This window comes from Pseudarthrobacter phenanthrenivorans, assembly GCF_000813845.1.
GTDB classification, from domain to species: domain Bacteria; phylum Actinomycetota; class Actinomycetes; order Actinomycetales; family Micrococcaceae; genus Arthrobacter; species Arthrobacter phenanthrenivorans_B.
Map to the genome: position 1 here is coordinate 1 of NZ_JWTB01000004.1, position 13,119 is coordinate 13,119.

General features: G+C 68.7%; 11 protein-coding genes. 6 read left to right on the forward strand and 5 right to left on the reverse strand.

The genetic code is table 11. The features are described 5' to 3' along the window. Window positions 1-43 precede the first annotated feature (43 nt). Both gabT and RM50_RS01240 read right to left on the reverse strand, forming a co-directional pair. Window positions 44-1,414, reverse strand: coding sequence for a 4-aminobutyrate--2-oxoglutarate transaminase (gabT, locus tag RM50_RS01235; protein ID WP_043449094.1), 1,371 nt, complete (start codon window positions 1,412-1,414; stop codon window positions 44-46). 58 nt (window positions 1,415-1,472) lie between these two features. After that, window positions 1,473-2,903: an aminobutyraldehyde dehydrogenase gene (locus RM50_RS01240; RefSeq protein ID WP_043449096.1), complete on the reverse strand. Its 1,431-nt coding sequence runs from the start codon at window positions 2,901-2,903 to the stop codon at window positions 1,473-1,475. Between the two features lie 168 nt (window positions 2,904-3,071). Here RM50_RS01240 and RM50_RS01245 point away from each other — a divergent pair, with 168 nt between their 5' ends. After that, window positions 3,072-4,508, forward strand: a complete 1,437-nt coding sequence (locus RM50_RS01245) for a PucR family transcriptional regulator (RefSeq protein ID WP_043449099.1) — start codon at window positions 3,072-3,074, stop codon at window positions 4,506-4,508. Between the two features lie 39 nt (window positions 4,509-4,547). Here the strand turns inward: RM50_RS01245 and RM50_RS01250 are convergent, their stop codons facing one another. After that, the gene (locus RM50_RS01250; protein ID WP_043449100.1) at window positions 4,548-6,134 is read right to left on the reverse strand and encodes a CYTH and CHAD domain-containing protein; all 1,587 of its coding nucleotides are present in this window, start codon (window positions 6,132-6,134) and stop codon (window positions 4,548-4,550) included. Window positions 6,135-6,269: 135 nt separating this feature from the next. Between RM50_RS01250 and RM50_RS01255 the strand changes: the two genes are divergently transcribed. Both RM50_RS01255 and RM50_RS01260 read left to right on the forward strand, forming a co-directional pair. Beyond that, window positions 6,270-7,598 carry a CynX/NimT family MFS transporter gene (locus RM50_RS01255; RefSeq protein WP_043449102.1) on the forward strand — a complete coding sequence of 443 codons (1,329 nt, stop codon included), beginning with the start codon at window positions 6,270-6,272 and terminating at the stop codon, window positions 7,596-7,598. Between the two features lie 4 nt (window positions 7,599-7,602). Next, window positions 7,603-8,283 (forward strand): FadR/GntR family transcriptional regulator, encoded by a 681-nt coding sequence (locus tag RM50_RS01260; RefSeq protein ID WP_043449105.1) that lies wholly within the window; start codon window positions 7,603-7,605, stop codon window positions 8,281-8,283. A 187-nt stretch (window positions 8,284-8,470) separates the two neighbouring features. Here RM50_RS01260 and RM50_RS01265 read toward each other — a convergent pair whose 3' ends face one another. Beyond that, window positions 8,471-9,010: a hypothetical protein gene (locus tag RM50_RS01265; protein WP_043449342.1), complete on the reverse strand. Its 540-nt coding sequence runs from the start codon at window positions 9,008-9,010 to the stop codon at window positions 8,471-8,473. A gap of 158 nt (window positions 9,011-9,168) precedes the next feature. On the opposite strand from RM50_RS01265, the gene RM50_RS01270 reads away from it, so the two are divergent. Genes RM50_RS01270 through RM50_RS21015 form a run of 3 tightly spaced genes read left to right on the forward strand, consistent with a single transcriptional unit; the run spans window position 9,169 to window position 11,563 of the window. Then, complete coding sequence (locus tag RM50_RS01270; RefSeq protein WP_043449107.1) at window positions 9,169-9,459, forward strand: hypothetical protein; 291 nt, start codon at window positions 9,169-9,171, stop codon at window positions 9,457-9,459. Window positions 9,460-9,462: 3 nt separating this feature from the next. Next, window positions 9,463-10,293 (forward strand): DUF1206 domain-containing protein, encoded by an 831-nt coding sequence (locus RM50_RS01275; protein WP_043449110.1) that lies wholly within the window; start codon window positions 9,463-9,465, stop codon window positions 10,291-10,293. Window positions 10,294-10,321: 28 nt separating this feature from the next. Beyond that, window positions 10,322-11,563: an SRPBCC family protein gene (locus tag RM50_RS21015; protein ID WP_240471787.1), complete on the forward strand. Its 1,242-nt coding sequence runs from the start codon at window positions 10,322-10,324 to the stop codon at window positions 11,561-11,563. A 73-nt stretch (window positions 11,564-11,636) separates the two neighbouring features. On the opposite strand, the gene RM50_RS01290 is transcribed toward RM50_RS21015, so the two are convergent. Next, a complete protein-coding gene (locus tag RM50_RS01290) occupies window positions 11,637-13,103 on the reverse strand; it encodes an FAD-dependent oxidoreductase (protein WP_043449113.1) in 1,467 nt (488 codons plus the stop codon). Between the last annotated feature and the right edge of the window lie 16 nt (window positions 13,104-13,119).

Below are 13,119 nucleotides of genomic sequence, written 5' to 3' on the forward strand. Positions count from 1 at the left end.
GCCGGGAGCCCACCTTCTGTGCGTTGCGGGAGGAGTGTTCTGCCTAGGCGTTGGCCTTGATGGCGGCGGCCAGGACTTCGAGGCCGTCGGCCAGCAGTTCGTCGGTGATGACCAGCGGCGGCAGCAGCCGGATCACGTTGCCGTAGGTGCCGCAGGTGAGGATGATGACGCCTTCCTTCAGGCAGGCGGCGGCAACAGCCTTGGTCAGTTCCGGGTTCGGTTCCTTGGAGCCGGCCTGGACCAGTTCAATGGCCAGCATTGCGCCGCGGCCACGGACATCACCGATCACGGCGGTGCCGGCAGCAGCCAGTTCGGCCTGCAGGTCGCGGAGCCGGCCGAGGGCGAGTTCCTCGATGTGGCGGGCGCGTCCGTTCAGGTCGTATTCCTCCATGGAGCCGATGGAAGCCAGCGCGGCGGCGCAGGCCACCGGGTTGCCGCCGTAGGTTCCGCCCAGGCCGCCCGGGTGGACGGCGTCGAGCAGGTCGGCGCGGCCGGTGATGGCGGACAGCGGCATGCCGCCGGCGATGCCCTTGGCCATGGTGATGATGTCCGGGACGACGCCTTCGTGGTTGACGGCGAACCATTCGCCGGTGCGGCAGAAGCCGGACTGGACCTCGTCCGCGATGAAGACGATGCCCTTCTCCTTGGCCCAGGCTGCCAGCGCCGGGAGGAAGCCTTCAGCCGGGACGATGAAGCCGCCTTCGCCCTGGATGGGCTCGATGATGATCGCGGCCACCTGGTCGCCGCCGATCTGCTTCTCGATCATGGTGATGGCGCGCTTGGCGGCCTCGGCGCCCGTGATGGCCGGGTTTTCCTCGCGGTACGGGTAGCTCATGGGCATGCGGTAGACCTCGGGCGCGAACGGGCCGAAGTTGGTCTTGTACGGCATGGCCTTGGCGGTCAGCGCCATGGTCAGGTTGGTACGGCCATGGTAGGCGTGGTCGAAGGCGACGACGGCGTCCCGGCCGGTTGCCAAGCGGGCCACCTTGACGGCGTTTTCCACGGCCTCGGCACCGGAGTTGAAGAGGACGGTGCGCTTTTCGTGGTCGCCCGGGGTGAGGCGGTTCAGCTGCTCGGCGACGGCCACGTAGCCCTCGTAGGGGGTGACCATGAAGCAGGTGTGGGTGAAGTGCTCCACGGCTTCCTTCACGGCGCCGACGACGGCGGGATCGGAAGCGCCCACGCTGGTGACGGCGATGCCCGATCCGAGGTCGATGAAGGAGTTGCCGTCGACGTCATGGATGATGCCGCCGTCGGCGTCGGCAACGTAGACCGGGACGCTGGAGGCGACGCCGGCAGCCACCACGGACTTGCGGCGTTCGGTCAGTGCCACGGACTTGGGGCCCGGGAAATCGGCCTGGACGTTGCGCTTCTGCTCCAGGCGGTAGGTGATGTCTGATGCGGTGGTGGTCATTGGGGTTCTTTCTTTCTACGTTTCCGGGGTTTCGGCAGGCTCGGCCGGCGGGGAATGGTCAGGCGTCGAGTGCGGACATGACGTGCTTGATGCGCGTGTAGTCCTCCACGCCGTACATGGAGAGGTCCTTGCCGTAGCCGGACTGCTTGAAGCCGCCATGCGGCATTTCGGCGGTCAGCAGGATGTGGGTGTTGATCCAGACGGCACCGAAGTCCAGGTCGCGGCTCAGCCGCATGGCGGTGCCGTGGTTGGAGGTCCAGACGCTGGAGGCCAGGGCGTAGTCCACGTCGTTGGCCAGTTCCACTGCTCCGGCTTCGGTGCTGAACTTCTGCACGGTGATGACGGGGCCGAAGGTTTCCTTCTGGACCACGTCGTCGGTCTGCTTTGCGCCGGTGATGATGGTGGGCTCGAAGAAGAAGCCCTTCTCCCCTGCCCGGTGGCCGCCGGTCTCGATGCGGCAGTTGGCCGGCAGGTTCTCCACCACTGAGGTCACCGCGTTGAAGTGGTTGACGTTGTTCAGCGGGCCGAAGTAGTTGTCCTCGTCGTTCTGGGAGCCGGTGTGCAGGGTCCGGGTGTGCTCCACCATGGCTGCCACGACGTCGTCGTGCACGGACTCCTCCACCAGCACGCGGGTGATGGCGGTGCAGTCCTGGCCGGCGTTGAAGAACGCAAACTCCGCGATGGCCGCAGCGCTCTTCTTGATGTCGGCGTCCTTGAAGACGATGGCCGGGGCCTTGCCGCCCAGTTCCAGGTGGGCGCGCTTGAGGCTCTTGGCGGCGCCGGAGGCGACGGCGATGCCGGCCCGGACGGACCCGGTGATGGAGACCAGGCCAGGGACCTTGTGCTCCACCATCATGGCGCCGGTTTCGCCGGTCCCGAGGACCACGTTCAGGACGCCTGCGGGCAGGATGTCGCCGGCCAGGCGGGCCAGCACCAGGGTGGATTCGGGGGTGGTGTCGGAGGGCTTCAGGACCACGGTGTTGCCGGCAGCCAGGGCGGGGCCGATCTTCCAGATGGCCATCAGGAACGGGTAGTTCCACGGGGCCACCTGCGCCACCACGCCAATGGGTTCGCGGCGGACATAGGAGGTGTGGCCCTCGAAGTATTCACCGGCGGACTTGCCTTCGAGGATGCGGGCGGCACCGGCAAAGAAGCGCAGCTGGTCGGCTCCGGCGGCCACCTCCTCGGAGGCAATGAGGGAGCGGACCTGGCCCGTGTTGCGGTGCTGGGCTTCGACGAGTTCGTCGCTGTTGGCCTCGATGGCATCGGCGAGCTTGAGCAGCATCAGCTGCCGCTGGCCGGGCGTGACGTGCTTCCAGGTCCTGAAGGCGTCCTTGGCGGCCGCCATGGCGGCGTCGACGTCTGCCTGCACCGAAACGGGGGCGTGCGCCACGACCTCGCCGTTGGTGGGGTTGACCACGTCCAGCAGGGTGGTGCCGGCGGGGGTGACGAACTTCCCGTTGATGAAGTTCTGCAAGGTTTGGACCACGGTGTGCAACCTCTTTCGTAAGGGCCATCGGCGGCCGGGCGGGCACCAGGACGGATGGATGGAACTGCATTGAGCCTATGCCAGCGACCTATGCGGGTGAATAGCCACCTGCACACCCTTCCGGAACAGGTTTAGTGCGGTTGCCCAGCTCACGTTTATCCTTGCTTCATGGCCATTTCCCTTGCTGCCCTGGTGGGCGTGACGTCCCTGAAGCTGTCCAAGGCGGGCGTCGCGGAGACCACCTGGAACCAGGACATCAACTGGGTGGCGGTTACCGAGCTTGAGGATCCGCAGCGGTTCCTCAACGGCGGCGAGCTGGTGCTCACCACCGGCCTGCGGCTCCGGTCAGCGCCCGAGCAGCGCCGGTTTGTCCGCCAGGTGCAGCGTGCCGGAGCGGTGGGCATCGGATTCGGCGTCGGGCTGTCGCACGAGGTGGTGCCCCCGGCCCTCCTGGCGGAAGCCAACCGCTGGGGCCTGCCGGTGGTGGAAGTACCGTATGAGACCCCCTTCATCGCCATCACCAAGCTCGTGGCGGACGCCCAGTCTGCGGACCACTACGCCAAGCTGGAACGGCTTATCGCCGGGCACCAGGTGCTGGCCCGGGCGCTGCTGACCGGCGGCGGCCTGGCCGAGCTGCTGAAGAACCTGGGCGGCATGCTGCGCACCGACATTGCCCTCACCCAGTTCACCGCCCAGCTGTACAACAGCAGCACCGCCGGCCCGTCGGCAGACACCTGGTCCAGCTACCCCGTCCCCACCGGGCGGCGCGACGCCTGCACCCTATGGGTGCGCCAGCCCTTCGAGGACACCGGCATCATTGGCTACGCGCAGAACCTGATCAGCGTGGAGCTGAACAACATGGTCAAGCAGCGCCAGGCCCAGCGCGCCCTCTGCGGCCAGGTGCTGGAGGACGTGATCCACGGGGCCCTGGAGACCAGCGAGGCCCAGCGCCGGCTGGCCGGCGTGGGCGTAAACAGCACCCGCAAGAATGTGGTGCTGCTGGCCGTGTCGGCCGCCCACGGCAAGGCCCTGGGGAGCACGTCGGTGCCGCAGGAGCTGGAGAAGGCCGTGGCCGCCGTCGTGGGCAAGGACCTGGTGCTGGTGATTAATGACGACGGCGGGACCGCGCCGGCGCTGGCACGGAAACTGAGCGACCACCTTGCCGAGGCCGGCATCCACGCCACGATCGGCATCGGCGGTGCCTACACCAAGCCGAACGGGCTGCGCTGGAGCTACTTCGAGGCCCGTGATGCCGCCAGCCACGGCCTGCCGGTCAACGAACCCGAGCGGCTGAGCCTGACCTCGCTGCTGCTGGCCAGCGAGGACGTGCCGCTGGCGGACATGGCGCACGAGTCCCTGAACCCGCTGCGCTCCTTCGACGCCTCGCACGGCTCGGAGCTGGTGGCCACGCTGGAAAGCTACCTGAACAACAACGGCTCGGTGGCGGCGGTGGCCGAGGAACTCACCCTGCACCGCAACACCGTGCGCTACCGGCTGGCCCAGATCACCGAGCTGACCGGCTACGACCCCGCCGTCACCGCGGACCGCGTGCAGCTGTGGCTCGCCCTTGCGGTGGCCCGCCTCTCGGCCCGGCAGGGCAAGTAACGCCGCAAGTCACCCAGGCGCACCTGCCGTGCCGGTCCGTCAGAGGACCCCGTGGCCCAACAGCTCGCGCGACTTCTTCCGCGCCTTCCGGTAATCGGTCCGGGCCGCCTGCATCTTTTCCTCCTGCAGGTTCAGCAGCTGCGCGTAAATCCCGGCGGTGGCAGCCTCTCCGTACTCCGCCGAAAGGGCGGCCAGCAGGTCACGGGCCACCACCGCATCCTGGAACCGGCCGAGGATTTTCTGCTGCCGGCGGGCCGCCTTGGCCACCTTGCCGGCGCTCTTCCCATGGACCAGGGCGGCCGACTCCGCCACGTGCCGGAGCCGCTTGGCATCCTTGCGCACCCGGTGCAGGGCACGTTCCTGGTCCCTGCCGCGCCTGGCGTCCTTGACCGCCTTGTGCGAGCGCCGGAGCCGCTTGGCGGCTTTGTCCACTGCCTTCGAGGCAGCCCGCCGTCCCGGCTTTACCGCGTCGGCACGCACCGGCGGGTTGTCACGGAAATCCTCAAGCTTGTCCAGGAGCCGGAAGTAGCGGGCCGATTCCAGCGCTTCATGCAGCAGGCGGTACCCGGCGTCGAAATCGCCGCCGGCGCGCTCCTCCACCGTGCTTGCGGCAGCGGCAATCCCGTCAGCCGGGGGCAGTTCGCCCAGCTGGTCACGCAGCTGGGACCGCAGGATTTCGGCGTCGCGCGACCGGCCGAGCAGTTGCCCCAGCCACTTCAGCTCGCTGCGCAGCTTCCGCACCGGCGACGCGCGGTAGAGCCTGCCGTACGCGGCCAGGACCGAACGGATGCGGCGGGTGGCGGAGCGCATGTTGTGGACGGCTTCGGGTTCCTCGAGCCGGACGGCGGCGTCCCCGGCGAGGATCTGGTCGATCTGCGCGGCCACGTAGACGGTGACGACGGCGGCCGCCGGGGCACGCTTTCCCGCCAGGAGCGCCGGGGTGCTTTCGCCGCCGCCGCTGTCGGGAGCCTCCGCAGCGGCGGCGCGCTTCCCGGCTTTCTTGTCGGTGCCCAGGGCGCGCGCCAGCTTGGAGGCGTGGCCGGCCGGCCGGGCGCCGGCAGCGGCGAGCAGTTCCTCCACCGGCACGAAGAGGTCCGGCTTCCCGTGGACCAGTTCCAGTTCCCATTCGCGCCACTGCAGGGCGTCCCCGGCCCCGTCCTCCAGCCGTACGGCCGTGACCTGGTCATCGGCGAGGTCGGCCAGGTGCACGCCGTCCTCGCCGTACAGCGGGTGGGTGGTGCGGCGGGTTTCCAGCCGCACCACGGGTGCGGGCACGGCACCGCGAAGGTAAGCCTGGAGGTGGGGCAGCAGGGCGTCGGGGACGACGTCGGGCCGGCCCAGGGGTGCGTGCAGTTCCGTCCGCTGCTGGGGCCCTTCCCCGGCCAGGGCGGCGGCCGGCGGCAGCTTCAGGTGCCAGCCGGCGTCTTTGCCGCCCGCGCGGCGGCGCAGCGTAATGCGCCGGGCTGCGAGGGCATGCTTGGGGGTATCGAAGTACACCGCCTCGAGGACGTCGGTGTGCGGTTTGCCGGTCCGGGCCACCCCGGCGGCCTGGTCCAGCGGCGGCACTTCGGCGCCGGCATCGACGTCGTACTTCTTCTCGATCTCCAGTCCCCGGGAAGCCTCCACAGCCGTCCTTCCGCACCGCCTGGTCCGCGCCAGGCCCTCCGACAGTCCCTTGGAAGTCTATTCCAGTCGTCCACGGCTGGAGAGGTTCGCCACAAAACCTCAAACATCAAACGTCTAACCTTTAGAGTGGACAGTATGCCCGCCACTCCCCCCGCTTCCGCGCCAGCAGCCGCCCACGCTCCCGCCACCGGCACGGCTGCCCCGCTCAGTGCTGCCCCGTTCAGCGCCGCTCCCGGCGGTGCGGCTCCTGGGCGGCCGCGCTCCGCCGTCGTGTTCGGCGTCATTGCGCTGGTGCTGATCGGGCTCAACCTTCGGGCGGGCATTACCGGAGCTTCGGCGCTGCTGCACGATCTCCAGGCGGTCCTGGGCTACGGTGCGCTGGTGGCGGCCATCATCCCGTCCATTCCCACGCTCTGCTTCGCCCTGGCCGGCGCCGCCACCTCCTGGCTGACGGGCAAACTCGGCGTGGAGAAGGCCATCCTGCTGTCGCTCGCACTGCTGGCCGGTGGCCTGCTGTTGCGCGGCATCCCTGCTACCGGAATGCTCGTGGCCGGCAGCGTGGTGGGCATGTCCGGGCTGGCTGTCTGCAATGTGGCCATGCCGTCCTTCATCCGCGAACACTTCGCCTCGCGCACCTCATTCATGACGGCCGTCTACACGGTGACCATGACCACCGGCGGCACGCTGACCTCCGTCCTGGTCGTTCCGCTGGCCCAGGCGCTGGGATCCCCGTCCGCCGCCGTGGGCGCCGTGGGCATTGCTGCCGTGGCCGCCTTCCTGGGGTTCCTTCCCGTGGCACTGCACGCCCACCGGCACGCCGCCCCGGCCGCGGCCCTCCGGGTGTCCCCCTGGCCGCTGCTGCGGACCCGCAAAGGGCAGCTCCTCACCGCGATCTTCGCCCTCCAGGCCCTGCTCGCGTACGCACTGCTCAGCTGGTTTCCCTACATGCTCACCACCATGGGGCTGGGCGCTACGGACAGCGGGCTGATGTTTGGCTTGATGCAGCTGGTCTCCGTTCCTGCCGGCATGGTGCTGATCGCCCTCGGAGCCCGGCCCGGCATGCTGCGGCCGGCGTTCTACCTGGTGAGCACCACCATGATGGCCGGCATCGCGGCGCTGCTGGTCCTCCCCGTGGGGCTAGCCATTATCCCCGCCGTGCTGCTGGGTTTTGGCCTGGGCATCTTCCCGCTGGTCATGGTGATGATCAGCCGCAGCGGTACCAGCACGGCGGAGACCACCGCGCTGTCCACGCTGGCGCAGTCCTCGGGTTACCTGCTGGCCACCGTGGGCCCGTTCGGCATGGGGCTGCTGCACAGTGCCACCGGCGGCTGGACGCTGCCCCTGGTCCTGCTGCTGGTGCTGGCACTTGTCCAGATCGTGGTGTCCCACCTTATTACCCGCCCGGCCATGGCCGGGCAGGCGTCCGGCACCGCCAGCCGCCGGACCGCGGCAGGAAGGAAGTAGCAGCGTGTCCCTAAGCCCCTCTGTCCGTCCGCCGCTTGCCGCTGAAGTGACCGCCAAGCTGCGGGAAATGGTCCACTCCGGCGAATGGCCCCTCAATGGCCGGATCCCGCCCGAGCCTGAGCTCATGGCCAAGCTCGGCGTGTCCCGCGGCACCCTCCGGGAGGCCGTGAAGGCCCTTGCCCACGGCGGCATGCTCGAGGTCCGGCGCGGCGACGGCACTTATGTGCGCGCCACCAGCGAGATGTCCGGCGCGGCCCGGCGGATGTACCAGGACCATACCGAGCAGCACATCCTGGAGGTCCGGCTGGGACTGGACACCCAGGCCGCCCGCCTCGCCGCCCGGAACGCCACCGCCGGGGACATCACCGAACTGCGCGCCTTCCTGGCAACCCGGGACCACGCCTGGAACCAGGGGGACTTCGGGGCCTGGGCCGACGCCGACTGGCAGTTCCACGAGGGCATCGCCCGGGCTTCGGGCAATCCGCTGCTGCACGAGCTCTACGCCAGTTTCGGGACCGTGTTCCACCAGGATCTGCTCACCCAGCAGCCCCGGCCCGGCTTCAACGGGCTTCCCCGGGACGGCCACGAAACCCTGCTTGAAGCGTTGGAGCGCCGGGACGAGGACGCGGCAGTGGCCACCGTGAACCGCAACCTTAATTCCTGCGCGGAGTGGCTCGCGGAATAGCGCCCTGCCGGCCGGCTACCCGGTCTCCCCTTGCGACGCGGAAATTCCCTGGCGCGGCGATATACGGGGCGCGTCAGGGAATCTCCGCGTCCCGGTTGCATGTGCGCAGCGAGAAGCCAGACGTGCGGCGGCGGCCCGGCACTTTGGTGCCGGGCCGCCGTCGTAAGCTCTGTGTTCTTTACCCGTCCTAGTCGCGGCGCAGGCCCGCGAGGACGTTCTTGGGGCGCTGCATCTCTCCGTGCTTGGCGCCAAGGACGATCACCAGGCCGGCAAAGCCGGGGATGATCCACTGCAGGAACTTGAGCTGCTGCTGGGCTGCCTTCAGTTCATCCGAGGCTGCACCGTGCGGCTCCGTTGCACCTTCGGCGCCCTCACCGGCAAGCTTCTCCACCTTCTTGCCCAGGATGCCGGAGTAGAGGGTCACGGCGGCGCCTGCCACGGTGACGGCCGTCTTGATGACGGTGTCGCGGGCCACGCCCTCCTGCTTGGCGATGCGGCCCTTGTTCTCCCAGGCGATCGCCAGGTCCGCCACCAGGTGGGAGGCGAACGCGGCCGTCTGGAACGGGGCCCACTTCATCCAGCCGGCGCTGGAAAGGCGCGTGCGCTCGGCCGGGTCCTTGGCCTGGGCCGCCGCGCCGTTGAGTCCGATGGCACCCATCAGTGACCCGCCGAACCATGCTGCTGCCGTCAGGTCGTGAACTGAACGGGCAATGAGATTTCCTGCCATGATGCGCATTCCTAACGTTATGAACTGGTTCCGGTTGCCGCTGTCCGCGGCCTTAGCTTGCTGTGTCCCATCGAGGTAGGGTGCGCCCATGGTAAGCACACTTACTAATATTACGAAAGCCCGGCCGGGACAGAGGCGGACCGCGTAATATCGTCGCCATGGGAAACACAGGGACATTGTTCGGCTGGGCCTTCGGCGATCCGGCCCGCGAAAGTGACGGCGGCTACGTTGACGGCCTGCAGCGCGAGGCGTTCGGCAACGCAAAGGAAACAGCGAAGGCCAAGGGCGTTGACGTGGTGGCGGGATCCGAGGTGTTCACCGTCCTCAGCGCAGATGATTCCCTGGTGGAGCTGGACAACGCCCCCGGCCAGCTGGTGGTCCGGTGCACCGTACACGTTGAGGGCCCCGGCGCGGAGAAGCTGCGGGCCGAAGGGCCCATGAACGGCTAGGGAATGTCCGACGGCGAATCCACCCTCAGCCAGGCAGCAGACGCTGTCGAGGAGGCGTCCAACCATAAGGTACTGGACGTCCTGGCGCGCGCCGGGTTCGCCGTCATGGCCCTGCTCCACATCATCGTGGGGGTGATCGCCATTGCCATCGCGTTGGGCCATTCCGGTGAGGCCGAGGCCACGGGTGCCATCGCGCAGCTGGCCGACAACCCATGGGGTCCGGTGGTCATGTGGGGCTGCGTGGTGGCGTGCCTGGGCCTGGCGCTGTGGCAGGCCAGCGAGGCAACCCTGCGGATGCGCGGCGAACCACGCAAGGTCCGGATCGCGAAACTCATTTCCTCCGGCTTCCTGGCCATCGCCTACGGCAGCGTGGGGCTCAGCTTCGCGGGCTTCGCCGTGGGCCTCCGCGGCGACTCCGGCGACAGCACACGCGACTTCAGCGCGGCACTGATGGACCAGCCGCTGGGACTGTGGGTGCTGGTAGCGGTGGGGCTGACCATCATCGGCATTGGCGTCTACTTCGTGGTCAAGGGCGTCTCGCGCGGGTTCAAGAAAGAGGAGCTTTTCCACTTCAACGGAACACGGCGGGGCAGGGTCATCGATTCCCTCGGCGCCGTGGGCCATGTGGCCAAAGGCGTTGCCCTGGGCCTTACCGGGCTGTTGTTCATCATTGCCGCCGCAAAACACAGCCCCGAAGAAAACACCGGCCTCGATGGCAGCCTCAAGGCGTTGCAGGGGCATCCGTTCGGGCCCACGCTGCTGGTGGCAATCGGCGCCGGCTTCATCGCGTACGGGATCTTCGCCCTGATCAGGGCCCGGTTCGGACGTATGTAGTCCTGCGGTTTATGGGTAGGAAGGACGTATGACCCAGCAGCTGAGCCTTCTCTCCGCCGTCACCGGAAGCGCCGGGCAGGCCTTTGCTGCCCTGTTCCGGCTCCTGAAAATCGCCCGGCCCGACCGGCCCATCCACCCCGAGGGACTGGGGCTCGCCGGGACCCTGGCCAGGACCGGCAACCCAGCGGGACCCAGCGGCATCGACTGGCTGGACACCGCCGGAACCGACCAGGTGGTAGCCCGCTTCTCGCGGTCCCTGGGGCTGCCGCAGGCGCTGCCCGACATCCTGGGCCTCGCGCTCCGCGTTTCACCGTCGCGGGGTGCGGACGCTAAGGGTGCGGACCCCGGGGGCACCGACTCCAGGGACACCGCCGCCGGCCCCGCCGACGTCCTGTTCGCCTCCACCGGCTGGGGACTTCCGGGCCGGTTCCTGCTGATGCCGCGGCTGGATGTTGCCGGAGCGGCCATGACCACGCTGATGCCGTACCGCGGCCGGAACGGACCCGTGCTGTTGGGGCTGCGGACCCGCAGCCTCCCGGCCGGATCCCTTGCCTCCGGCGAGTGGGTGCTTGCCCTGCAATGGGCGGCGCCGGGTGGCCGCTGGCGCGAATGCGGTGAGCTGCGGCTGACCGCGGGCGCCGACCCTGCGGACATCCCGCTGCGGTTCGACCCCCTCGAAAACCAGCCGTCCGGAGCCCGGACGTACGCGTGGAGCCGGCGGCTGCGGAAGCCGTCCTACCGGGCCGCCCGGCGGCCCGCACCTCCCGCCGTCGGACGCCCGGCGGAACGGGCCCCAGAGCAGAGCACCACCGGAAGGAACTCCATGTCCACCGTCTCGCAGTTGTTCGAATGCCCCTCCGCGGACGTCTGGCGGGTCATCGCCGACGGCTGGCTGTATTCGGGCTGGGTGGTGGGCGCCTCCAGGATCAGGGACGTGGACGCCGAGTGGCCCGGGCTTGGAGCGCACCTCCACCACTCGGTGGGCGCCTGGCCACTGGTGATCAACGACAGCACCCGCGTCACCGCTGTGGAGCCCGGGCGCACGATGGAGCTGGTGGCGCGCGGCTGGCCGATGGGCGAGGCCAAGGTGGACATCACCCTTGAGGACCGGGGCAGCCAGTGCCTGGTGACCATCGCCGAAGATGCCATCCGTGGCCCCGGCAAGCTGATGCCGAAATTCCTGCGGGACCCGATGATTTCGGCCCGGAACCGCGAGACACTGCGCCGCCTGGAACTGATGGCCATCGGGGGCGCAGGCAAACCCAAATAGCGCAGGCGGGTTAAACCGTTAAAAGCAGGAACCGCGGCACCGTCCGGTACCGCGGTTCCTGCTGTTCCAGCTCCTAGACCTGGGCGGACACGCCGTCACGAGAGATGTCCACCATGTCCTCGCGCGGCACCACCTTGATGCGCTCACGGGTGACCTCGACACCGTGCGAGCCGCCGGCCTCCGTGGCCGCCGCGCCCAGGGCGAGCTCGTGTGCGTCCAGTGCCAGCCAGCCTTCCCAGGAGGTGAACTTCACGCCGCGTGAATCGAGGAGGTCAACGACGGCGTCCTCCGCGGGAACGGTGGCGACGGGCAGGTTTTCGCGGTCTTCCAGCAGGTAGGTCACGGTCTCCAGGGCGTCACCCTTGGTGTGGCCGATCAGGCCCACCGGTCCCCGCTTGATCCAGCCCGTGGCGTAGAGGCCCGGCACATGCTGGCCTGATGCATCCAGGACGCGGCCGCCGTCGTTCGTGACGACGCCCTTCTTGTGGTCGAACTCGACGTCCGGCAGGGCGGAGCCGAAGTAGCCGATGGCGCGGTAGACGGCCTGGACGGGGTAGTCCACGAACTCGCCGGTGCCGCGGGCGTTGCCGGTGCCGTCCAGTTCGGTGCGCTCGAACTTGATGCCGGCCACCTTGCCCGGGGTCTCGGCGTCGTCGTAGATCTCCACCGGGCTGTGCAGGAAGTGCAGGTGCAGGCGGCGGGAGGCCTTGAGCTCGGAGAGGTCCTCGGGCTGCTCGGCGATCCAGTTGGTGAGCGTGCCCACCATGGTCTTGGTCTGGTTGTTGGTCTGGATCTGGCGGTCCGATTCCTCGTCGAACTCGAAGTCCTCCGGGTACAGGATGATGTCCACGTCCTTGGAGTGGGACAGTTCGCGCAGCTCCAGCGGGGTGAACTTCACCTGGGCGGGACCGCGGCGGCCGAAGACGTGCACGTCGGTGACGGGCGAGGCCTTCAGGCCGGCGTAGACGTTGTCCGGAATCTCGGTGCTGAGCAGTTCTTCGGGGTGCTTGGACAGGACGCGGGCCACGTCCAGGGCCACGTTGCCGTTGCCGATCACGGCGATTTCCTTGGCCTCCAGCGGCCATTCGCGCGGCACGTCCGGGTGGCCGTCGTACCAGGACACGAAGTCGGCGCCGCCGAACGAGCCCTCCAGCTCGATGCCGGGAATGTTCAGGTCCGCATCCTTGATGGCGCCGGTGGCGAAGATGACGGCGTCATAGTGGGTGCGCAGGTCCTCGATGGTGAGGTCGGTGCCGTAGTCCACGTTGCCGAAGAAGCGGATGTCGCCGCGGTCCAGTACCTTGTGCAGCGCGTTGACGATGCCCTTGATGCGGGGGTGGTCCGGCGCCACGCCGTAGCGGATCAGGCCGTAGGGTGCCGGGTAGCGGTCAAAGAGGTCGATGCTGACGGTCAGCTCGCCGCTCTTGACGGCTTCGCTCTTGGTGAGGATGTCAGCGGCGTAAACGCCGGCCGGGCCGGAGCCCACGACGGCGACGCGCAGCGGACGTTCGGCAGAACCTACGGAGGTGCTTGATGACACGGCTGTGTTCCTTTTG